At 67.2% G+C, this 21,523-nt stretch carries 15 protein-coding genes and 1 tRNA gene; 4 read left to right on the forward strand and 12 right to left on the reverse strand.

Going from position 1 to position 21,523, the window contains the following annotated elements:
- The 7 genes from QHF84_RS35630 to QHF84_RS35660 all read right to left on the reverse strand — a co-directional run.
- Positions 1-295, reverse strand: a 295-nt coding sequence (locus tag QHF84_RS35630) for a hypothetical protein (protein WP_281317983.1), incomplete at its 3' end; no start/stop codon positions are given.
- Positions 296-962: 667 nt separating this feature from the next.
- Positions 963-2,360: a DUF935 family protein gene (locus tag QHF84_RS35635; protein WP_281317984.1), complete on the reverse strand. Its 1,398-nt coding sequence runs from the start codon at positions 2,358-2,360 to the stop codon at positions 963-965.
- Positions 2,357-3,775: a terminase family protein gene (locus QHF84_RS35640; RefSeq protein ID WP_281317985.1), complete on the reverse strand. Its 1,419-nt coding sequence runs from the start codon at positions 3,773-3,775 to the stop codon at positions 2,357-2,359. The genes QHF84_RS35635 and QHF84_RS35640 overlap by 4 nt, the downstream gene beginning before the upstream one ends.
- Positions 3,750-4,292 (reverse strand): hypothetical protein, encoded by a 543-nt coding sequence (locus tag QHF84_RS35645; RefSeq protein ID WP_281317986.1) that lies wholly within the window; start codon positions 4,290-4,292, stop codon positions 3,750-3,752. Before QHF84_RS35645 ends, QHF84_RS35640 begins: the two co-directional genes overlap by 26 nt.
- Before the next feature lie 2 nt (positions 4,293-4,294).
- Complete coding sequence (locus tag QHF84_RS35650; protein ID WP_281317987.1) at positions 4,295-4,642, reverse strand: hypothetical protein; 348 nt, start codon at positions 4,640-4,642, stop codon at positions 4,295-4,297.
- Positions 4,639-4,923 (reverse strand): HNH endonuclease signature motif containing protein, encoded by a 285-nt coding sequence (locus QHF84_RS35655; RefSeq protein WP_281317988.1) that lies wholly within the window; start codon positions 4,921-4,923, stop codon positions 4,639-4,641. Before QHF84_RS35655 ends, QHF84_RS35650 begins: the two co-directional genes overlap by 4 nt.
- Positions 4,924-5,058: 135 nt before the next feature.
- The gene (locus tag QHF84_RS35660; RefSeq protein WP_281317989.1) at positions 5,059-6,327 is read right to left on the reverse strand and encodes a hypothetical protein; all 1,269 of its coding nucleotides are present in this window, start codon (positions 6,325-6,327) and stop codon (positions 5,059-5,061) included.
- A 1,092-nt stretch (positions 6,328-7,419) separates the two neighbouring features.
- On the opposite strand from QHF84_RS35660, the gene QHF84_RS35665 reads away from it, so the two are divergent.
- The gene (locus tag QHF84_RS35665; protein WP_281317990.1) at positions 7,420-8,487 is read left to right on the forward strand and encodes a hypothetical protein; all 1,068 of its coding nucleotides are present in this window, start codon (positions 7,420-7,422) and stop codon (positions 8,485-8,487) included.
- Positions 8,488-8,771: 284 nt separating this feature from the next.
- Here QHF84_RS35665 and QHF84_RS35670 read toward each other — a convergent pair whose 3' ends face one another.
- The 3 genes from QHF84_RS35670 to QHF84_RS35680 are packed head-to-tail and all read right to left on the reverse strand — an operon-like array spanning position 8,772 to position 11,639.
- Complete coding sequence (locus tag QHF84_RS35670; RefSeq protein ID WP_281317991.1) at positions 8,772-9,587, reverse strand: hypothetical protein; 816 nt, start codon at positions 9,585-9,587, stop codon at positions 8,772-8,774.
- A 50-nt stretch (positions 9,588-9,637) separates the two neighbouring features.
- The gene (locus QHF84_RS35675) at positions 9,638-10,807 is read right to left on the reverse strand and encodes a hypothetical protein (RefSeq protein ID WP_281317992.1); all 1,170 of its coding nucleotides are present in this window, start codon (positions 10,805-10,807) and stop codon (positions 9,638-9,640) included.
- A 1-nt stretch (position 10,808) separates the two neighbouring features.
- Positions 10,809-11,639, reverse strand: a complete 831-nt coding sequence (locus QHF84_RS35680) for a site-specific DNA-methyltransferase (protein WP_281317993.1) — start codon at positions 11,637-11,639, stop codon at positions 10,809-10,811.
- A 103-nt stretch (positions 11,640-11,742) separates the two neighbouring features.
- On the opposite strand from QHF84_RS35680, the gene QHF84_RS35685 reads away from it, so the two are divergent.
- Positions 11,743-12,201: a helix-turn-helix domain-containing protein gene (locus QHF84_RS35685; protein ID WP_281317994.1), complete on the forward strand. Its 459-nt coding sequence runs from the start codon at positions 11,743-11,745 to the stop codon at positions 12,199-12,201.
- Positions 12,202-12,489: 288 nt separating this feature from the next.
- Here the strand turns inward: QHF84_RS35685 and QHF84_RS35690 are convergent, their stop codons facing one another.
- Together QHF84_RS35690 and QHF84_RS35695 are read right to left on the reverse strand one after the other, a co-directional pair.
- Complete coding sequence (locus tag QHF84_RS35690; RefSeq protein WP_281317995.1) at positions 12,490-13,338, reverse strand: hypothetical protein; 849 nt, start codon at positions 13,336-13,338, stop codon at positions 12,490-12,492.
- A 433-nt stretch (positions 13,339-13,771) separates the two neighbouring features.
- A tRNA-Arg gene (locus QHF84_RS35695) sits at positions 13,772-13,844 on the reverse strand.
- Between the two features lie 191 nt (positions 13,845-14,035).
- Between QHF84_RS35695 and QHF84_RS35700 the strand changes: the two genes are divergently transcribed.
- Both QHF84_RS35700 and QHF84_RS35705 read left to right on the forward strand, forming a co-directional pair.
- Complete coding sequence (locus QHF84_RS35700; RefSeq protein WP_281317996.1) at positions 14,036-15,757, forward strand: ATP-binding protein; 1,722 nt, start codon at positions 14,036-14,038, stop codon at positions 15,755-15,757.
- Complete coding sequence (locus QHF84_RS35705) at positions 15,754-21,486, forward strand: hypothetical protein (protein ID WP_281317997.1); 5,733 nt, start codon at positions 15,754-15,756, stop codon at positions 21,484-21,486. Before QHF84_RS35700 ends, QHF84_RS35705 begins: the two co-directional genes overlap by 4 nt.
- Positions 21,487-21,523: the final 37 nt, after the last annotated feature.

A 21,523-nucleotide genomic window follows, 5' to 3' on the forward strand; every position in this document is an offset into this window, starting at 1 on the left:
CCTCGGTCCGGTTTTCGGGCGAAGGGGAAACCGATTCCCGGATGAGGGTCCCCAAAACCGCCTCGGTCCGGTTTTCGGGCGAAGGGGAAACCGATTCCCGGATGAGGGTCCCCAAAACCGCCTCGGTCCGGTTTTCGGGCGAAGGGGAAACCGATTCCCGGGTGAGGGTCCCCAAAACCGCCTCGGTCCGGTTTTCGGGCGAAGGGGAAACCGATTCCCGGATGAGGGTCCCCAAAACCGCCTCGGTCCGGTTTTCGGGCGAAGGGGAAACCGATTCCCGGATGAGGGTCCCCAAAACCGCCTCGGTTCGGTTTTCGGACGAGGGGATAGCCAATTCCCGGATGAGGATCCCCTAATCCGCACGGTCGGGTTTTGGGGCGAAGGGGAAACCGATTCCCGGATGAGGATCCCCAAAACCGCCTCGGTCCGGTTTTCGGACGAGGGGATAGCCAATTCCCGGATGAGAGATCCTGAATCTGCCTCGGTCCGGTTTTCGGGCGATCCAGCGCATGGCGCCATTAAACGATCGCATGCGACCGTGCAGATCCCCCTTGACGAGCGCGTCCTGCGCCGCCATTGTGGGCGCTGTCCCGACGAACCCCCAATGCGCCGCGCGGGCCAACCAGCGTGCCGCACAGGGTGCAGGGGCATGATCGCGCCGCGGCCGATGCCGCAGCGCCTTTGCCAATGAAAGAGAGAGCTGATGGACACGACATCCGAGCCGAAACAGCCCAACAAGGAGCCCGAGGAACAGAAGCCGAAGAGCACCGACTCAGCAGCGCGCCGCGCACGTCCGCGGCCCACTCCGCCAAAGAGGCGGAGGTGTCCGCCCCGCCAAAGTGAGAGGTCCGATGAGTCAAGTTGGTCGCGGCCTCCGAGGCAACCAATTCCCTCGCGTATTGGACCACCTCGCCGGGCGCTTGGCCACTTGAAGTTCTAAGCGCACCGCGACCCGCGCCGATTCACGAAGCCGGGGCCTTGACCGGCCCTGGCTCTTGCCCTTCCTCCTCCCGCACGAGCGGGACGCGGAAGTCTTTTGCGAGCGCGCCGAGGTCGACCCTCCCCGCCATCTTCCCTCCCTCGAGCACCGTCACCGCCTCCGCGAACCGCCCGAGCACCTCGGCCCGGAGCCTCGCCGCCTCCGCCTCCGCAGCCGCCTCCGCCTTCCTCGCCTCCGCGACCGCCCGCCGCGCCTCCGCCTCCGCCTTCGCCACGTCGGCCCGCCGCCGCGCCTCGAGCACCTCGGCCTCGGCTTGCGCCTCCCGCTCCTCGGGCGTCCTCGTGTCCCACTTCGGCCAGGGCGCGAGTCGCTCGTCCCCGAAGTTGAACAGCGCCCACGGCCGCAGCACCTCGAAGTGCCCCGTGGTCGCGAGCCCTTCGGTATCCGCCCGCTTCCCCTCGTGGCGGACCGCGTTGTGGACCTTCCCGAGCGCATGCGAGCCAATCGGCGCCGGCTCCATGGTGAGCGTCTGCCGGAGGATCGCCATCGCCGCCGCGCTGTCGCAGTACCGGATCCCCCGCTCGAAGACCTCGACCGCGCTCGCGCCGTCCGCCTGGACGAGCTCGTAACCCCAGCCCGCCGCCGCCTTGCCCTCGCTGTCGATGTCCACCGGGAGCATGATCACGGGCGACTTGCCTGCGTTGACGAGCGCGTCCTGGTACGCGTCCCGCTCCCGCGCCGTCTCGTCGCTCTCATCGAGGGCCGCGGGGTACTTCCCGACCCGCGTAGGATGGCCGTAGACCTCGGAGTAATGCGCCCAATCCGTGAACAGCTGTTGTTTCGCGAGGTAGTACATGGCGACCCGCCGAACGGCGCCGTTCATCCAGGGGGTTTGGCTCCCCGAGGCGAAAACCGCCCACTTGTACGGGTCCGCAGCGAGGCCGATCTGCGCCGTCGGAGTGCCGACCTTGTACGTGATTTCGTGCCCATCGAACCACAGATCGCGCGGATGCCAGACCTCGAGCAGCGGCAGCCATTGCCCCCGCTCCTCAGTCCAATTCAGTTGTACGACCGCGACGCCGAGCATGATCAGCCACTTCAGCACGTCCCGCAGAACGGGCTCCGGACAGAAGCGCCACCAGACTTCGGCCGCCTTCCGTTGCGCGAGCTCCGCCGCCGCCGCGTCGCCCGTCTCGGTGGAGACCTCGAAGGAGAGCGGCAGCGCCAGCAGCCCGTCGATCCGTTGCTGGAGAGCGCCATCGAGCCGCTCGTCGGTTAAGAGAGCTTCGGCGAGGTCCGCCGACTCGCGGAAATCCCCCGCTTCATGCCGTTCGAGCGCCTGCCGTACGCGATCGTTATCCCAGCCCATCAACGGCGCGAAAATATGCTGGGCGTACCGAACACGAGGGGCGCGGTTCATCGGGTATACCTCGTCAGCTTCACCGGCCGTTTGTTCGCCGCGGAGAACGAGCCCGCGATCCGCCCTGCGGGCGACGAAAGCAGATCATGCGCGGCCGCGCCAGCGTCAACTTGGTCGTCCTCATCGTCATCCTGCCCGGTGAACCGGAGATGCTCCGCCAGGAAGACGTTCACCCACGAATCCGGCCCCACGTTCTCGGGGAGGAGCACGCGCCCGTCGTTCCAGGATGCCGCGTACGGTTGCGCGCGCGTGAACTTGTCCGCCTTCACGCGGCGCGCCTCGACCGTGAAGCCCCGATCCGACATGAAGGGAACGATCATCTTTTCAAAGACCGTGACGTAGCCCATCGCCTTGCATCCCCCGTGCGCCCGTTGCAGCCGTGCACCCTCCGCCGCGAACTCGGGCGCGAGGACCTGCTTCCGCAGGCAATCGAGCACGTAGTACACGCGCCGCCCCCGTTCGGGTTCGTGCGAGCGCATGACCACCGCCGACGAGTAATCCGCATGCTTCCGCGCGGTATACGCGAAATCTACGCCGATCCCGTCGCGATACTCCCGCACCTCGCCGAGGGCCTCGGGGGTGTAGAGGGCCGGCTCTGCGTTGAACACGGCCCCACCTCGCGGCCTCGGGACGCCCTGATAAAGCGAGGCCCACGTGTATTCCCCGACCTCGCGCCGCCGTTGTTGCAGCTCCTCGGCGGGCCAGCGTTCGGGCCAGAGCGCGCGTCCGTCGTCGGAGAGCGCCGGGAGGCGGAGGTATTGCCAGCCCTGGGAAATCAGCCGCCCAGAGAGGTCCTCGGGATGCCATCGCGTGGCAAGGACGATCGCGCTCCCGCCCGGCTCGACGCGGTTGATCGTCGAACCCTGCCAGAGGTCCCAGATCCGCGCGCGGTACGTCGGGCTTTCAGCCTGGATCCGATTCTTGAAAGGGTCGTCCACGAAGAGCACGCGAAACCCCTTGCCCGTGAGCGACCCATTCAACGCAGTAAACACCGCTCGCCCACCCTCACGCGTGCGCCACTCGCCGACACCCTTCGCCCCGGCATCGAGCACGACGCCCGCCGCTCGGGCGATGCCTCGCGCGTCGCGGCTCTTGCTGTTGGCCAGCTCGATCCCGTACGTGGCGTACGCAATCGCGAGATCCGGATCCTTCCGCAGATACCACGCAATCGCATGGAGCACGGTGTCCGTCTTCCCGTGCCGCGGCGGAGCGTGGACCACCGCGCGGACAGGCTCGCGGCGCGCGCGTTCGAGCAGCTCGACCAGGGGGGCGAGGTGATCGGGCCGCGAATACCCCGGCGTTATCGCCGGTACGAACTCCGCCAGGCCATCGGAGGGCGACGCAGCGACCCGCGCCCGCTGCGCCATCATCCAGACGCCGGCCCGCGTATCAGGTAGCGCCCCCTTCGGGCCCATGGTCTTTGCCTCCCACCTCGGCCTCGAGCTCGCCGAGGAGCCGCCGCAGCGCCTCGATTTGCGCCGGCCGTTCCGTCTGCCCCGTCGCCCACCAGATTTCCAGCTCGCGGCACGCCGCGCGGTCCTTCCAATTGCTCTTCACCGCGGCATCCCACACGGGCCGCAGCGCGCGCGGAAGGCCGGGCGGACGCTCACCATCGAGCTTCACCTGCGCCTCGATCTGGGCGTGCTTTCGGCCCCAGCGCTCGGGATACCGCGCCCGGAGCAGATCGAGCGCGAGGCGAGGATCCTCCTCCGCGCCCTGCGTCGCGATGAGCGCGAGCCGCGCCTCCCCCTTCGCCTCCGCGGCCCGGAGCTTCGTGTCGAATTCGGGATCCTGATTCCGCCAGGCCCGAAGCGTACGAGGGGAGATGCCCACGAGCTTGCAGACGGTCGGGCGGTGCAGTTGACCGAGCCTGAGCGCGTCGAGGATCTGTTTCTCGACCTCCGGTGTACGCAGCGAGGGGCGACCGGACATGGCTACTCCAGGAGCGCGCGGAAATCGTCGAATTCGTCCCGAGGTCTCGCCCCGCCGCTCCCGCCGCCCTCGAAGCGCCCGGGTTCGGGTGCCGTGGCCGTGCGCGAGGAGAGGCGACCCTCACGAATGGCGATCGCATCGAGGAGCCGATGCACGTCGCGGAGGATCACGCTCGTTTCGGGGAAGACGATCCGCCGCTCCCGCTCGATGCGCACGGCCTCCTTGAGCCGGCGTTTCTCGACGCGGAGAAGCCAGCGGAGGGTCTTGACGTCGGCATCGAGCCGAGGCGGATCCGGGTTCGGGACCGGGCGTCCTTCGGCGGAGGCGCGCTCGGCCTCCTCGGGGGTCAACGGTTGAGCGCGATCCCGCGGCCTTTCGCGGCTTTCGTCCATGAGGGCCTCCGGATGAGCGGGTGCATGAGCATGTGGCAATCGTTGCAGATCACGATCAGGTTGGCCGGATCGAAGACCAGCTCGGAGGCGATGCCGGAGACGGAGCAGGGGATGATGTGATGAACGTGGCGGGCAGGAACGCCGCAGCACTCACAGAAGCGGCCGCGCGCGTCGAGGACTTCGCGAACGACGCGGTGGTAGCGGGCTTGGGGGGTCTCGGGGCGGGGGGTGGGGGGCATGCCTCTTCCCTCTTGGGAGGGAATGGGCTGGATGTGGATCGTTTAATGTCCCATTCGTTCCCGCACGTCACCGGTCCCGCTGCCCGATTTGAGTAACGACAAGCGCAGCATGTACTCGAGCCACATCACTCATCGCTACTTAGGACTCAGGTTATCCGAGAGTCGCACCAATAGCTCAGATGCATCTTGAGTTGCTGTACGCTGCGGATTCCATTTGGCACGTGCCAAATTCATCAAGAACGAAACAGCTCCACCGCCCAGAGTCGCGATGAAAGCTGCGTCAGGGCCCGCCGCAAGATAGCCGCCGCCACCACTAATGGTGGTCATGATTGCAGCGTCCTGCGCCGTCGATTTGACAGCTTTCCACAGAGAAGCGTCTTCCTTGAGTCTTGCCGCTGCCTCGTCCAGACGATTGCGCAACACCGGAATGCTCGTTTCGTCATCAATTGCTGAGGCATCACGAATAATCGCGCGTAGTTCCGCAAGAGCTACCGAGTTCTTGCGCAAGGCCACAATGTCAGGCCATAGCGCCTTTGAGAATGCAGGAATGGTGAGGTGTTCCGCGATCGGTTGCGTTGGCTGAGTTACGCGTCCACCTGATCGAGCGAAATCGTACACAGCGCGATCGCCTGGTCGATCCGGCAAGAAGCTTGCTGCGGTTGCCTTTGAGAACGCTGCGTTGAGCAACCCAAGATGGAGCATCGGGCGCTTTTCTTCCCACCATAGAGGTTCACCTGGCGCGGTGTTGCTGCCAGGGGGCGGGTCCTTCATTTCTATGCCGATGGCGCCGACGCGAACCCCGTAGTTGTATTCGATTTGGTTGTAACGTTGGGTCAGCTCCGTGGCGTACTGGCTGCGGGCGAGTTTTTGGGTTGCCTCATGCAATGCGTTTGCGTCCCGCAATAGGATTGGTTCCCACGGCACAAGCGCGATTGCTCCCACCTCGACCAAGGGCCGAAGCTCCTTAAGTTGTCGCAACATCTGGGGCAGCGTCTTATCTACGAGCGTCCGCCTGCCAGTCGTCGGCACCGTCCAGAAAGAAGATGGCGCAGTGTGTATAGAACGTTTGCCAATCAAGTGCACAGATCCGGATTCAGGTAGCAACTCCCACGCCTTAGCGGCTGTGCGAGAGAAAAACGAAAACACTGGATCTGGTAGACAGACGCGCTCGAACATCACCACGGGAGCGGCAATGTCTTGCGGGGGCTCATGCCCTTCTGCAACACGAGTGCCCTGAGAAAGTCCAAGGTGGACCGACGAGAGAACTTGCTCGATTGGACTCGTATAGGAGCGCTCGAGAGCTTCGGCCATGCGTTTCCAGTCCTTCATGGAGTACCGTCCGGGACGAAAATCGTCGGATAGTAATCCCCAGTGGTCCAGAATTTCCCAAATAGCATTGTTCATCGGTTGGCTTCCTCGCTGTCTGCACGGGCCCGTTCTTTTGCCGTGGTGCCTGCGCGTCCGTTTCGCAGTCGGTTACCTGGTTCCAAGGCCCTCTCCGCCAGAGCGATCCGTCGTTCCAGGCCGTCCACTCTCGCCCGTAAGTTCTCAATTTCGTCCAGCTTCATAAATGGTAGCGGATACGCACGCCGCAGGCCGTCAAGGGTTACCATGCTTCCGCCGCGTCCTTTCCGCGCCGCACAAAGCTTCACACCCGACTCCCGCTCGACTGCCCGCAACCGCCGTAACACGCGCCTCCGCCATCCGCTACCCTCTGGCCGGATCCCTAGCACAACCGCCTCCTCCGCCAGGCTGACGAGCCCCCTGCCCCCGGCCTTTCCCCGCGTTGGCACGTGCGGCGCGGTCTCCTCCTCGCTGTCGCTCGCCTCCCCAACCTCGCCCGACGAACCCCACACCGCCGCCTCGACCGACGCGCCCCAGTTCGACCGCAACCCACTCACGACGCACCTCGCCCAGGTTGAAGGAAGCCGATCAGCCCCGCACCCTTTCTGCCGCGCCTCACGCGCAACCCAGCAGAACCACGCGGGAAAATAAAATGCCGCCCGCGGTCCAGGCCCGCGCGCCTCGGGGAAGATTTCGCGCCGATGCCCGGCCCTTCGCCGAGGAGCCGATCGACCCCTTGCCGCTCGCCGAGCTCGGCCCCCTCGAGCAGCCCGACCGGCCCGGGCCGACCCGGGGCCCTCGTCCTCGGCGGGATCGCCCGCCCCGGTCCTCGCCGAGCGTCGCAACGTGCGGCTCGGCCGAACCCCCCGTGGCAGATCGCGCCGAGCTCGCGGCCGTCGCCGAGCAGCACGCGCGAGCGCCGCGCCGCCGCCTTCATTCCTGCCACTTCGACCCCCCCGGATGCGGGGGCGGCAGAAATACGCTGTCGAGCGCGGTCCAAGCCTCCGAGCCCAAACAAGACTTCCAGTGTGGCTGCCCCAGGGAACGAGGGAGAGAACGTTGGGATTGCAATTGCCACACGTGTTGTGATACAACCGACGGTTGTTCGCTCACACATTGAGTGTTGGGGAGCGATAAGATATCCCATCGCTGATGCACGAAGAGAGCAGGGAGCGCGCTATGAATCATCGATACTTCAACCTGAACAAGCACCATTTCAACCGAGCCTATTATGTCCTGCAGTATACAATGTTCACCATTTTTACTACGGCTAGTGCGATTGCTAGCCTTATCGTCGCAGAACGTGATGCGATGGCACAATCGGAATTGGAGCCGGCATCGGAACCGGCATCAGAACCGGCATCAGAACCGGCATCAAAATCAGCGTCAACGCCAAAATCAACATATCGATCATTCCGGGTAATCGGTGCAGGATACTTGCAAATCGCTCAGCAGCAACAAGATGCGGCGGTTATACAAAATGTGGCGGGCGGAGCAACCACCGATTCTTCTGCCTCTCCTGCGGGTGCCGGCGGTGCTGGTTTTCGTTACGAGGGACCATGGACAGCCTTCCATCTCATCGCTCGTGTGGGTACTGAGCCTACGGTCATTGCCGATAAATTCGGAGGATTCCTGTTAACACCCGCTGCGACTGCTGTATCCGGCGAAGTCGGTGTTGACTCGATGGTCTGGATTGTGAAGCGCAATGATGATTTTACGCTTGATTGGGGTCCAATGCTGCGCGTCGAATTGGGTAAGTCGACGTGGAAGGCAATTCGACAGCTGGAGGCGCCGGACCCTTCCACTGGCGCAACCAGCGTAACCGAGTCGTATTCTGCAAGCTCAGGGGCCGGATTTTTCGGCGTCGGCTTACGATTCTGGTTGAGGCTCGCTCCGATGAATAGAATGTGGGCCATTGCATCCCTCGGGTACTCCGCGCGGTGGCTTATGGGTGACCTCATATCAGCGTCCCGCGCTGAATTCAGAAAGTTGGTGCTGGGTACCACTGACACGTCCTGGCATGGCTTCCAATTGGGGTTGGCGGTCAGGCTTAATGAACTGGAGCTGGGACTCCATGTGCCTGTTCTTTTCGGATTCAATGATTTTGTTGCAGGTCTAACGGGCGGACAGATTCTATTTACTGCCACCGTTCGTGGTGGATTCGAATTGATGGCCAAAAAAGATAGCGATCCATCGATTCCTCGTGGCGATACTGATTAAGTTGCCGCACGCCATGCCGCCGAGCGCTCCTCGGGTGCCAGATCGAGCTAGTCCCCTGACTCATCCAGCACGAGCACCGTCGCCGCCTTCGACGCGTGCCTCGCCGGCCCGCGGAACTGGGGCTCGTCTGGCAGCCGGACTGGTGGCCCGTGCTCACCCGTGGCGCCCGGTGGCTTGCGTGAATGGGCGGACGCGCACTCGATCAAATGAAGAATGCGTCTGACCGTCAGCGCTAGGAACCTCGACCAAGGGGCCTGAGCCTGGTCTATGCCGCCTGCCTCGCATCATGGTCTATACGGTGCCCCTATGAATACCACTGCCGCCTGCCCATAAACCCGCTTCGCCGTCCCGCCCCCGTAATACGTCGCCATCCTCTCCTCGGATAACCACGTCGTGACGATCGTCCGCAGTCGTGGCTCCTTGTGCCGGTAATCGATCACCTCCCGCGTCCCTGCCACCCGATCCGGAATCCATCCTGATCCCTCGGGAGCCGAATCGAGCTCGTCCCCCACGTCATCCAGGACGAGCACGGTCGCCGCTTTCGCCAGCTCCCGCGCTGCCTCCGCCGCCACCGAATCCCCCCGCAGCGCCCGCGCCGCCACGAACCGCGCCCCTCGAGCGATCCGCACTTGCTCCGGTAGCGCGACCTCCACGTGGGCCGGCCTCCTCGGCGCCCCCGTTTTCGCGAGCGGCCTCGAAGGCGCCGCATTCCCCACGAGCGCCGCCCGCACCTCGGCGGGAAGAGCATCGAACGTCCCCCGCTGGATCACGTGCCGCAGCACCACGCACGCCGCCGACGTCTTCCCCACCTGCGGCTCCGGCCCGAGGATCACCACGTTTTTCCCCGCCTCGAAAGCCGCCATCAGCTCCCGCCGCACCCGTGCCCACCCCTGGATCCGCTCGTTTTTCAGCCGCTCCGCGAGCTCGTCCCCGCCCGGCACCGCCCATTCGAACCGCGCCGGAATCGAGCGCAGCGCCGGGCGCAGCTCCGCATCGAAGGCCGCTCGCCTCTCCTCGGTTGCGCACGCCTTGCAGATCCCAGGCAGCCGCGCTGTCCCCCCGCATCCGGACCGGCACGGATACGCGCCCTCCCGAGGCATCGGGAAGAGCTCCCAATCCACATCCGCCGACGCCGAATGCCTCGCGCCCGTCATAGGTAATTACCTCCCGCACAAACCGGCGCAGATTCGTCCTCGTCCACCCGTTCGATGGGCTCGGTTGAGAACAGCGGCTGCGCCCCGACCGCCCGACGTGGACCAGGGCCCCCCGACCGCGCTTCCTCGGTCTTGCCCTGCTTCCAGGCAAACTTGATCCCCATGCGGATCCAATTTTCCCAGGCTGCCCCCCAATCCGCCCAGCGCTGGTCCTTCGCCCTCGCCTTGCTGCAAAACGTGGCACTCTCGTGTTCCACGTCCGCTTCCGTCCACGCGAGGCCGGCCTGTATCGCTTGGGCCAACGCCCATTGACGCATCCCGGGCGAGGGAGCCCAGCCATCCGGCAGCGGTGTCAGCGGTTTTCGCCGTTTCGTCGTCCCGCCTTCGTCGCTCGTCGAGGCAATGCTCACGAGTCCCATTTGACCGGGCGCGGCTTCCCCCTGCGCCGCGCCTCGAGCCCGACGCTTGGAGCTCCCCGGTTTCGTCGCCCCTCTCTCTGAATTCTCTTTCTGTCTTTCACGATCAGGATCCAGATCAAGAGACAGAGAGAGAGAAGGGAGCTCCGCAGAACCGCCGGGCGGTCCAGGCAGAACCGCCGGGCGGTCCAGGGTAGATTGCCGGGCGGTCCAGGTACCCTTGTCCACCGCGTCGCCGCTGGACTGCCGGGCGGTCCAGGCATCCACCGCGCCGCCCTCGACCTCGCCGCCCTCCTGAACCGCTGGGCGGTCCAGGCTGGACTGCCCGGCGTTCGAGGCCCTTTCATCCCCTGAACCGCTAGGCGGTCCAGGCTGAACCGCCGGACGGTCCAGCTCCCTCCGAGCCCGCACGCGCCGCCGAGGCTCCCCGCTGGGCCCGCCCAGCACGTCGAGCGCAATCCGGAACGCCATCACGGGCCTCCGCGCCGTCGGCCCCTCGACCAAAAGCACGCCGATCTTTCGGAGGAATGCGACCACCTCCACGACAACCGATTTGGACGTCCCGAGATCCCCCGCGATTGTCCTGTGGTTCGTCCGCGCGATCCCCTCGTGATCCATGCGTAGCGCGAGGGCCAGGAGCACGGCCTTTTCCGCCAGTTGCAAGTCGGCGCGCGTAGCGTTGCGGATCGCGCCGAGCGCGATCACGACGACGCTTGGACGCGAGCCGAGCACCCCAGGATCAAGCACCATCCTATTCCCCGAACAGTCCGAGTTGATTCGCCTTCACCAGCCGCCGCGCGTCGGTGCATTGCGACTTGATCGCCTCCCGCGCATGCGCTGCGATCCCCGGATCGATTTCGCTTCCGACGAACCGCATCCCGAGCCGCCGCGCGGCAACCCCCGTCGAGCCGCCGCCCGCGAAGAAGTCTACGACCAGGCCCCCGGGAGGAGCGACGACCGCCAGGCACCGCTCGATCAGGTCCGGAGGCTTTGCCGTTTGATGATTCCGGTCCGTCGTAGGGATCCGCGCCTGCCGCAGCACGTTCCCCGTCCTCGCGTCGTGAAAGACGCCCGTTCCTTTCACGAAATGGAGCACCACCTCATGCTGCGCACGAAACCCCGTCCCGAGCCCCGGTTGCTCCTTGTCCCAGACCACCATCGCCTGCCACCGGAGCCCGCTCGATTCGAGCGCCGGAGCGAGGAGGGGGATCATCTTCCAATCATAGAAAACGCCGAGGCTCCTGCCCTCGACCAGCACGCGAAACGCCTGAACCGCCACGCACCGCAGGAGCCACACGAGCCCGGCCGAGCCCATGTTGTCATTGATGAACCAGCCGAGCTTTTTGACGCTCCCATGCCTGAGCATCCCGCGCGCCTGCCGCCGCGCCGTCTCCGTGTATCCGCCCGAGCAATAGGGCGGATCGATCCACACGGCATGCGCGCAGCCGTCGGGCAGCTCCTCGGCGAATTCCAGAGCGTCCGCCGTCGCGAGATGCCATCCCGCGCGCCCATCGAGCACCTCGGCGAGCGTCCCTTCGCCGCGGATCTCGCCCCGCCCGTCCGTCGATCGTGCCGCCGACATCGAGCCCACGATCAACCCGCCGACTGTTAGTTGTCAAGTGACAACGTAGGACGGGGGCAAAAGGTGCTTGCAACCACGGCCGGACCGTGCGCAGCATCGAGCCATGGATCTTGGGGACCGGGTCAAGCAGGCCCGTCAGCTCCGCGGCATCAAGAGCACCGAGCTCGATCGTCTCGCAGGCGTGTCGCAGGGGACGACGAGCAGGCTCGAGAGCAAGCAGCGGGGGAAGTTCGGAGGGACCGCAACGACGGTTCAGCGCGTCGCGAAGGCGCTGCGCGTGAACATGGAGTGGCTCATGACGGGCCAGGGGCCGATGGAGGAGACGGAGGAAGACCCGATCCCGAATCGCGCCCTTGCGGCGAGCATCGCGCGAGACGGAGGTGTCGACGAGGAGGCGATCCGCGCCGTGCTCGGGAAGCCGGTCAAGGATGCCGAGACGCGGACCGTCTTGTGGTGGATCGACGCCTTCCGCGCCCGCGAAGCCTTCCTCGCCCAGGAGCGAGAGATCACCGGCGCAGCCCCGGCGAAGAAGCCGACGCGCGCCCGAGCGCGCGCCACGTAGGGCAGGGATGCGCCATGTTGGCAGTTGACATGGTTGCCGCCTGCCAGTACCGTCTGGCGAGCCTCGCGTTGATCGCGCGGGCCGGGAGCGTGTTGCCATGGCGCGACGACCGAAAGCCAACGGAGCCGCAGCCGCCCGCCATCACGTCAGCGGGAAGTGGACGCAGATCGCCCTCCTCCTTCGCCGGATCGCCGACCTCATCGAGGCCCCCGAGGACGACGAGGCCGAGGGCCCGAACCGGCCCCCGCGCCGCGCCGTCCGCTTCGATGCCCCTGTCGCCCCGCCCCTTCAACCGCCGAGCGATATCGATCGGCAGCGCGCGCGGGAAGATCTGCGCCGCCTCGGTTTCAAAGTGACGAAATGAGCGAGCAAACCAAGCGCCGCGGGCGAGGCCGCGGAACCATCGAGCCGATGCCGAATGGCACGTTTCGCCCCCGCCTCCCCGGAGCCGGTGCGCGCCTCCGCCCGTGCGCCACGTACGAGGAGGCCGAACGCTTGCTCGATGCCGCGCTCGGCGAGCTCGCCGAGGGCAACGCCGTCGAGCCCGGAGGCTTGACGCTTCGATCGTGGGGCGTGCGCTACCTGGACGATCGCGAGCTTGGGGGAAACCGCGACGTCAAGACCGACCGATCCCGCTGGCGGAGGCACATCGACACCGCGTTTTTCGCCGACTGGCACATCGCCTCGATCCGCGCGCAGGACGTCCGCGAATGGTGCCGCGAGCTCCTCCGGAAGAAGGCTGCCCCCGGGCAGGGTCACAAGAAGACGAAGGACCGCAAAATCTCCCACGACACCGCGCAGTACAGCCTGAACCTCCTTCGCTGCTCCCTCGAAGCCGCCATCGAGGCCGGCCACCTCGCCGAGAACCCTGCCCGCGGTGTCCGCCTCCCTCAAAAGAAGAAGGCCCGCACCCACGACCCGTGGACGTACCTCCCCCCCGAGGAGCAAACCGCGCTCATCACGTGCGAAGCGATCCCCCTCGAAGGCCGATGCCTCATCGCCTTCGCCCTCGGGACGGGCATGCGCGAAAGCGAGCAGTGGGCGCAGCACCTCACGGACATCGACCTCGCGCGGAACATGATCACCGTGCGCTACGGCTCCCACGGCAAACCGCGCAAGAACGGCAAGATCTACCACATCCCGATCCTGCCCCTCGCGCGTTGGGCCCTCGATCAGTGGCTCCCGATCGTCGCCGCGCGCCCGAACCCGCACCGCCTCCTGTTCCCGCTCCCCTCGGGAGCACGCCGCCAGGCGAAGAAGGCCCCCGCCGAGTGGCCCGAGTGGCTCGCCGCCGCGAACCTCCGCCCCGAGCGCCGCCACGACGGCCGCCCCGTCCGATGGCACGACCTCCGCCACACGTGCGCCTCGTCCCTCGTCGCCGGATGGTGGGGCGATCCGTGGACCCTCGAACAAGTCGCCGCCCAGCTCGGGCACGCGTCGAGGGACTCGACGGAGCGGTACGCCCACCTCGCGCCGGGGGCTCTGCTCGCCCCCGCCGCCCGCCTCGATCTATCCAGGATCTATCCAGCGGCGGGACGGCGAGAGGAGCTAACTACGTGGAATCACTCAGCACCCCCGGCAGGAATCGGACCTGCGACCTTCGGTTTAGGAAACCGCTGCTCTATCCACTGAGCTACGGGGGCACGACGGTCCTTCTCGGGAAGAAGGACCGCGGGATCGTACGTGGCGGTTTGGACGAGTCAAGGGCCAAGTGCGGTCCGTGGTCGGTTGTGGCACCTCTCGCCCGTGGTGCGACCTTCCCATCGACCTCTTGCTACCTGCTTGTGGCGTCGGCGGCTTGGTTTGCGGGGGTTGTGGTAGCCTCGTGGACGGCATGCCGTATCGTTCCGAGCGCAAGCGTGAGGTGGCGGAGAGGCCCGAGGCGGGGCCGGTGGCCGAGATGGTTCGGCAGTTTGCCGATCCGCATGCGTTCGTTCGGGAACTCGTGCAGAACAGCATCGATGCTGGGGCGACGGCCATCGTCGTGCGCGTCGAGCGCTCGGGGGGGAGTGTTGCGACCTCCGTGCAGGATGATGGCGTGGGCATGGATCGGGCCGTCATCGAAGGGCCTTTGCTCACGCTGTTCAATTCCTCCAAGGAGGGGGATTCGTCCAAGATCGGCAAGTATGGTGTTGGGTTCGTCAGCGTGTTCGCCGTCGATCCCGAGGTCGTCGAGATTGATACCTGGCGAGATGGCGCGTGCCATCGCGTGCGATTGTTTCGGGATCATCGGTATGAGCTCGAACGGCTCGCGCCGCGGGCCGGGAGTGGGACGATCGTTTCGCTCCATCAGACCATGGAGGCGGATCGGTTCGAGGCGCATCGGGCTCGGATCGAGGGGGCGCTCCTGCGGTGGTGCAGGTATGCGGCCGTGCCCATTGAATTGCACGTGTCCGATCCGGATCGGCCCGAGACGAGCGGGGCGCGGCGGATGGATGGGCCGCTCGGGGTGCCGGCGCCGATTTTCGTGGAGACGCATCGGGGTGGGGAGCATATCGTCGTGGGGCCTTCGGCGGGGTCGGAGCGGTTTTGCGCGACGCCGCCCGCGCCCGAGGATTCGGCCTGGGGGAAGCCTACGTTTGCGGGGTTTTACAATCGCGGGCTCACGCTGTTCGAGACCACCGAGCCTCTCCTTCCGGGGCTCGAGCAGGTGCGCTTTCGCGTCGATAGTCCCCATTTGCGGCATACGTTGAGCCGCGACAACGTGCTCCGGGATCGGGCGTTTCATCGCGTCGTCTCGCAGGTGCGGCTCCTCGTCCGGGGATCCCTCGCGCGAGAGCTCGGCTCGCGCCTCGCGCGGGCGGCGCGGGATCTCGCGAAAGCGAAGCCACCGTACGACGAGGAGGTCGTCCTTTCGTATGTGGCATTGCTGGAGGCGGCTTGTGCGCCGCCGCTCGTTTTGCCCAAAGACGAGATCGTCTTGCCGCTCGTGGCGGCCTGGGAGGGGAAACACGTCGCTTCCGAGGGGAAGCTCTTCAAGCGCAAGCAGATGTACGTCGCGCCCATCGCCGACGATCTCGGCCGTGCGCTCGCGCAGGTCGAAGAGCCCGTCGTGCTCGTGCCGCATCCGGCCATCGCCTCGTCGCTCTCGGCGCGGGGGCCTTTGCCGGGGCCGCTTGCGGTCGAAAAACATTGGGTGCTCCTCCACGAGCTTTCGGGCGAGGAATTCACGAAGGCCGATGGGGAGCTTTGTCTCGGCGTGCAAAAGGCCCTGCGCGGGGCGGGGATTCGGGTCGATCGGGTGGCATTCGCGCGGCCGAGCGCTTCCATTGCCTCGCCTTGTGTCCTCGTCCAGGGCGACGTGCGATGCGTCGGCGTCGGGGTTTGGCTTTGCCGGATGGGGTTTGCGGATCGGGGGTGGGGCGAGGAGCGGGTCCGGGGCGGGCTCTTGCTCGACGTGACCAACGAGGCGGTGCTTGCCGCGCGTGAGCGGGCCCGCGAGGATGTGTTCGTCGCGGCGCACCTGCTCGCGCGAATCCTCTTGCTCTCGCGTGAAGATCCGTCCGGAAAGGTCTCTGATTCGCTCTTCGAGGCTTCGGCGAAGGTGATTGCATGACCGGAATCGCGGAGGAGGGGCGCGAGATCCTCGCCCGGGGGCGCATTCGTGTCGACGCGCGGCGCGCGCTCGCCAAGCTGCGCGAGCATCTGCTCGTCGATCTGCACCTGTATGCCGCAGAGATCGCGCGGGCCGCGGTCGCTTCGGGGGCCATGTTCCTCGACGTGCAATACGACGCCGACGACGTCGTATTCGTGTTCGACGGCGAGCCCGTGGCGGAGAATGAATTGCCGCGGCTGCTCGATCACGTGCTCGGGGATCCCGGGGGCTCGGGGCGCGCTTTGCGGGGGCTCGCGCTCGGCGTCAATGCGGCGCTCGGGCTCGGGCCTTCGTTCGTCGACATTCATATTCGTGCAGCAGGGGAGGGGAAGGCGGCGCGGGTGCGGTTCGTGCCGTCGGTCCTCGCGGGTGAAGATGCGCCGCTGCCGGCGGTCGAGCGGGTTGCTTTGCCCAAGGGAATGCCGGAGCGGGGGACGCGGGTGCACGTGCGCCGGCGCATGGGATTCGAGACGTTGAAGCGCGCGGCGCGGCGGGAGCTTCCGCGTGAGATTGGGCTCCTCGCCGATGCGATGCACGACGCGCCGCTCGCGCTCCGCAGGGCCGGGGAAAAACTTTCTCTCGCGCCGCGGCCGCCGGCTCTTTTGCGGGTGCGATTTCGTGAGAAGGACATCCGGCGCGGCGTCGTCGAGATCCTCGCGGTGCCCGCGGGGCCGCCGGTCGTCGAGTATCTGGAGCTCGGCGTCCTTCTTTTGCGCCGGCCCTTCGCGGCGGAGCCCATGTTCCCGAGCGCGGCGCACGCGCAGGTCGAGCTCCCGGTTCGCGTGCTCGTCGACGCGGACGAGCTGCCCACGAATGCCTCGCGCTCCGCATTACGCGAGGATGCTGGCCTCGCGCTCCGCGCGGAGCAGGCGGCGCGGAGCGGGTTCGTCGATGCGCTGCGCACGCTCGTGGCGCTCGTCACGGGCGAGGGAAAACCTTTGCCCGACGTGGAGGTCCTCGACCACGACAAAGCGCGGCTCGAAGATGCGCTCGGCGCATTCGTGTGTGTCGCGGCGGGGGCGCAAATGCGCGGCGGGGATCTACCGGAGCAGGCGCGGGCGCTGCTCGAATTGCCACTCCTCCGCAATGCGGTCGGCGGGCCGCTCACGCCGCTATCCTTGCTTTCGCGGGACAAGGGCACCGCGTACGTCTTCGAGGGAAAGGAGCCCGCGTCCGCGGAGCTCGAACCTTGGCTCGACGACGTCGTCTGGGCGCGGGGTCGCCTCGCGGAGCGCATCCTCGTCGATTTCGAGATCCAGGGCGCAGAGAAGCGCATTGCGGCAGCGCAGGCCGCGCACGAGCGCAGGCGGCGCCTGCATGCGCGGCCGCGCAGCGAGCCCGCGGTGCCGCCGGAGCCGGATCACGTCGTCAAGGAGACGTTTCACGTCAAAGATGGGGTATTTCGAGGGCTGCGCGGGCAGCTCGCGCTCGGCGCGGAGGGCATTGGCTCGGGCCAGCGGCCCACGACCGTCCGGGTGTACGTCGAGGGGCGGCACATCGACACGATCACGGTCGACCGGGACAAACTCCCGCTGGCGATCGACGCGGCCCTTGCCTGGGACGGGCAGATCGTGCCCCGTTTTTCCTACGAGGGCGTGCACGACAGCGACGCGTTGCGCCTCGCCATGTTCCAGCTCACACGCCTCTCGCTCCTCGCGCTCGGCTCGCACGTCGAGCGGCTCGCCCAGGAAAAACGGGCCGCGGATCTCGAACGATTGCGACCGCTCGTGCGTGCCGCGGTCGGGGCCTTCGTGCTCGCGGCCGAGGCGCTCGGCATTGAAAACCCTCCGCCCGAGCCTGCGCTCTCCGCGTACACGCCCATCTGGACCCGGAGCTTCTGGCCCTCGCCCGATCCGGACCGACTCCCGCTGAGCCTCGCCGAGCTACGCACGTACATCGATCGCACGAATGCCATTTGCCACGCGCCGCCGGGGACCACGGGGGTTGCTCCGGACAAGCGGCCCGTCGTCGCCGTCACGGATCTGGAGCTCGGCTGGCTCGAAAAGGTGTTTCGGGGCGTCACCCTGGTCCCTTATGCGCGGGCCTTGCGAAAGCCCCGCGAGCCCGTGGCGCCGCGGCTCGCCATGTTCCACGAGCTTTGCGCGTCGCGGCGCGCGGAGGGGCCGTTTGCCGAGGTGTTGCCTTCGATGCCTTTCGAGGTGCAGCAGGGGCGAGGCGTCATCGCGCCGGCCCGGAAGGACGAGATCCTGTGGCTTCACGCAGGGGTCCTGCTCCAGGTGGCCGCGACCGAAAAGTACATCGAGCCGGCCACGATCGTCGTCGAATACGACGGGCTCGTGCCCTCGGCGTCGTGGGATCGAATTGCGTGGACGCGGGACCTGGGGTTTCTCGTGCCCGTGCGCGACGAGCTTTTGAAGCGGATCGTCGCGGCGCTCGAAGGAAACGCGGAGGCGCGCGCGGCGCTCCAGGATCCGCCGACGGGCGTGCCGGGACCTTTGCTGCGGGCCTACGTCATCGAGGCGATCACGCGGCACAGGAATCACCCGCTCACGGAGCGGATCGAGGCGCTCCCGCTCGTGCAGGTCCTCGACGAGCAGGGGCGGCCGGAGCTCGTCTCGCTCGAATCCGTGCGGAAAAGGCGTCCGGAGCCGGAGATGATTCCATTCCTCCGGGCGGCGCCGGATTTTCCGACGCTCTCCTGGCGCCCGGTCCTCTGCCTCGACGACCGCGAGGCGTACGCGTTCGAGCGGTGGGCCGGCGGTCGCGCCAAGAATGCGAAGGACGAGCTCGAAACGCGGCGGCAAGGCGCGCGCACCGAGTACGACCGGCGGGTATTTCGTGCCAAACCCGCGCTCGATCCCTTCATTTGCGGGCCGCTCGCCGACCCCGAGGGGCTGACGGCGCTCTGGTACGAGGAGGAGCAGACCGATACGTCGATGTCCGTCGCGGCGGCCTTGCCCAAGCGTGGGCTCGAGATTCCCGCGGCCGAGGTCGAGATCCTCCTCGACAAGCGGCTGCTCTGCACGCGAGAGCTCACCGGAATGCCCGTTCCCGTCGTGGCGCGTATTCTCCTCGCCTCGGAGGCGTTCGTCGTGCCGTTCTCGGGCGTGACGCCCGCGGGGGTGGCGACTGCGGAGGCGCGCGTTTATTCGGCGGCCTGCTCGCTCGCGGCCGGGCTCGTCGAGCACGCGAAGGGACGAGAGCGCGCCGCGTTTTTCGGGGACATACGGGTGTTACGCCTCGTCGCGCGGCTGTACAAGGTCTCGGCGCAGGACCGCTCGCGCTCCGACGTTCTCCAGGCGGATTTCGCGCTCCGTTCGTCGGATTTCCGCTGGCCCACCGTGCAAGGCGACGAGCGCGCGTTCGCCGAGCTCGTCCCGGGCAGCAGCAAGCTTTTTTACGGGCGCGAGCGGTATTCACAATGGCAACCGCCGACGCGCGGCGGGAGCGAGCTCGACGCGCCGATCGTATTCGCGCCCGCCTCGCCCGAGGGGGATCTCCTGCGCGAGATCCTCGTTGGCATGGGATACGAGCTCGTCGACGTGAGCGAGGCCCTCGCGGCCTTGCAAGCGCGGCGCACGGGCGAGGCGGCGCAGGGCCGGCCACGGCTCCCGGGCGCGCCGGCGCACCCCGCGCTCCGGGTCGATCTGGCGTCGTTGAATTCGCATTACGAGGGGGAGATCGAGCTCACGGAGAGCGGGCGCGCGGACGTGCAGGTCGAGACCCTGCGCGGGGTGGTCGTGGCGCTCGACGTCGAAGGGATGTTCCCGTTCCGCGCGAAGGTGCGGGTCGAGGACGTCGAGCTCGACGACAAGGACAAACGCGACCTCGCCGTGGATCTCACGAAATCGGCGAAGAAGCACCTCGAATCGCTCGCCGAGCGGCTGGACGAGCTGCCCTCGTTCGTGCGGGCCTCGCTTCGCCGGGTCGTCTGCGCCCATTCCCGCAAGGATCAGACGCTCGCCAAGCGCCGGACCGCGATGCGCGTGTTCCCCGACATCCTCGGCGGATACCATTCGATCGCGGACGTCGCGGGGGATGGTTCGTCTCCGTATCCGTACGTGAACTTCCCGCCGCCGTATCCCACGTCGCCGCGCCCGCGCCCGCCGCTCGCGCTCACGGCCGAGGAGTTCGAGGCGATCCGCTCGCGCGCCGCGTTCGAGGACGTGTCCCAGGCCCTCCGACGCGAGCTCGCCGCGGAGCAACGCAAGCTCGCCCGGCCGCTCGATTTCATCGGCCTCGACGAGGCGCAGCGGGCGAAATGCCTGGAGGTCGTTCCGTTCCGCGGCGAAGGCGTCCTCGGCGAGATCGGGATCCTCATGCCCGAGCACGCGGCCGCGCGTGGCATTCACGTGCATACGACGCGGCGTCCGCTTTGCCGCGTGCTCGACGGCGACGGTTGGCCCGTCCTCGCCGTGGTGAACGACGATTCGCTCCCGACGAATCGCGGCTTCGACGGGATCAAGGGGCACGCGGCGCGCGAGGGCCTGCGGACGCGCGTCGTCGGGCAGGCGAACGAGCGCATCGGAATGTGGTTCGTCCCGCCGCCTGGGGTGCTCGCCGAGCTCACCGTGCACGGCCCGGTCCCCGGCGTCCCGCTTTTCGTGAAGGGAATGCTTTGGCTGCCGCCCTCCTGGGCCGGCGCGGGGCGTATCGAGGTGCGGGACGCGACGCAAAAGGAGACGGTTTCCCGCCATTACGAAATCCCTGGCCTGAAGCATTTCGACGGGACAGTGCCGGTCTGCGGGCGGCTGCTCGTCGCGCCGACCAAGGTCGGGAACCTCGAAAAGGCGCAGACCCACGGGGCGCTCACGAAGCTCCTCCTCCAGCGGACGATGGAAATGGTCGAGTCCGCCGCGGAGCAGGGCGCGCCCGCGGAGCTCGTCGATGGGTATCGGTGGATCCTGAAGTTCCTCGGCGGCGACGTGGGCGAGCTCGACGTCGTGGCGGCCGATGGATCACGCGTGCCGGCGCCCGAGATCGTGGCGGAGGTCGAGGCGAAAGGGGAGGTGTGGGTCACGCGCGGTGAGGGCACGATCGAAGGGGTTTTTCCCGGACAGGCGCCGCCGTTCGTCTTGCGCGACGGCGGCGTGCTCGCTTCGGTGCTCCGGGCGAGGACGCGAATCGTTCGAGAGCTTGGCGGGATCGTTCAGGAGATGCGCGCCGCGCCGCCGCCCGAGGCCATGCAGCCCGCGGTGCTCGCGGCCGTGCACGCGTTCACCTATGGGTCTGTCGTGCCAACCGCCCCGCAGCCGCCGAGCCTGGAGGTCACGCCGTTCGTCGCGCCCGACGTCGTCGAGCCGAAGGCGCCGGAAGCCGAAGGCGAAATCGAGGAGGAGCCTGCTTCCTCGTGGTTCGGCGGGCTCGTGTCGCGCGTGGTGCTGCTCTTCGATCCGCCGGAGCCGGTGGAGCCGGCCACGCGGGCGCTTGGTCCCTCGCTTTTGCAGGCGATCGACAAGCTCGGCCTCGCGCCGACGAAGGTCGTCACGGGCGTGCGGTATGCGCGGAGCGGGCGGCCTCTGCGGTTCGACGCGGAATCGGGGAAGCTCGTCCTGAACCGCTCGCATCCGGCCGTGCGCGCGCTCGCCGCAAAAGCCGCGGAGGATCCGCGCGCTCGCACCCTGCTCGTCGCGGCGGCCGTGCGGGAGATCAACCGCGTCCTCGAGGTCGTCACGGATGCCACGGAGAAACGTGTCCTCCTGTCGATGCTCCGCGGCGAGCCGCTCTGACGTGCGCGTGGGGCCGGCCGCGTGCTAGAAGTGCCCG

It is taken from the genome of Polyangium sp. y55x31 (assembly GCF_029946505.1).
Lineage (GTDB): Bacteria > Myxococcota_A > Polyangia > Polyangiales > Polyangiaceae > Polyangium.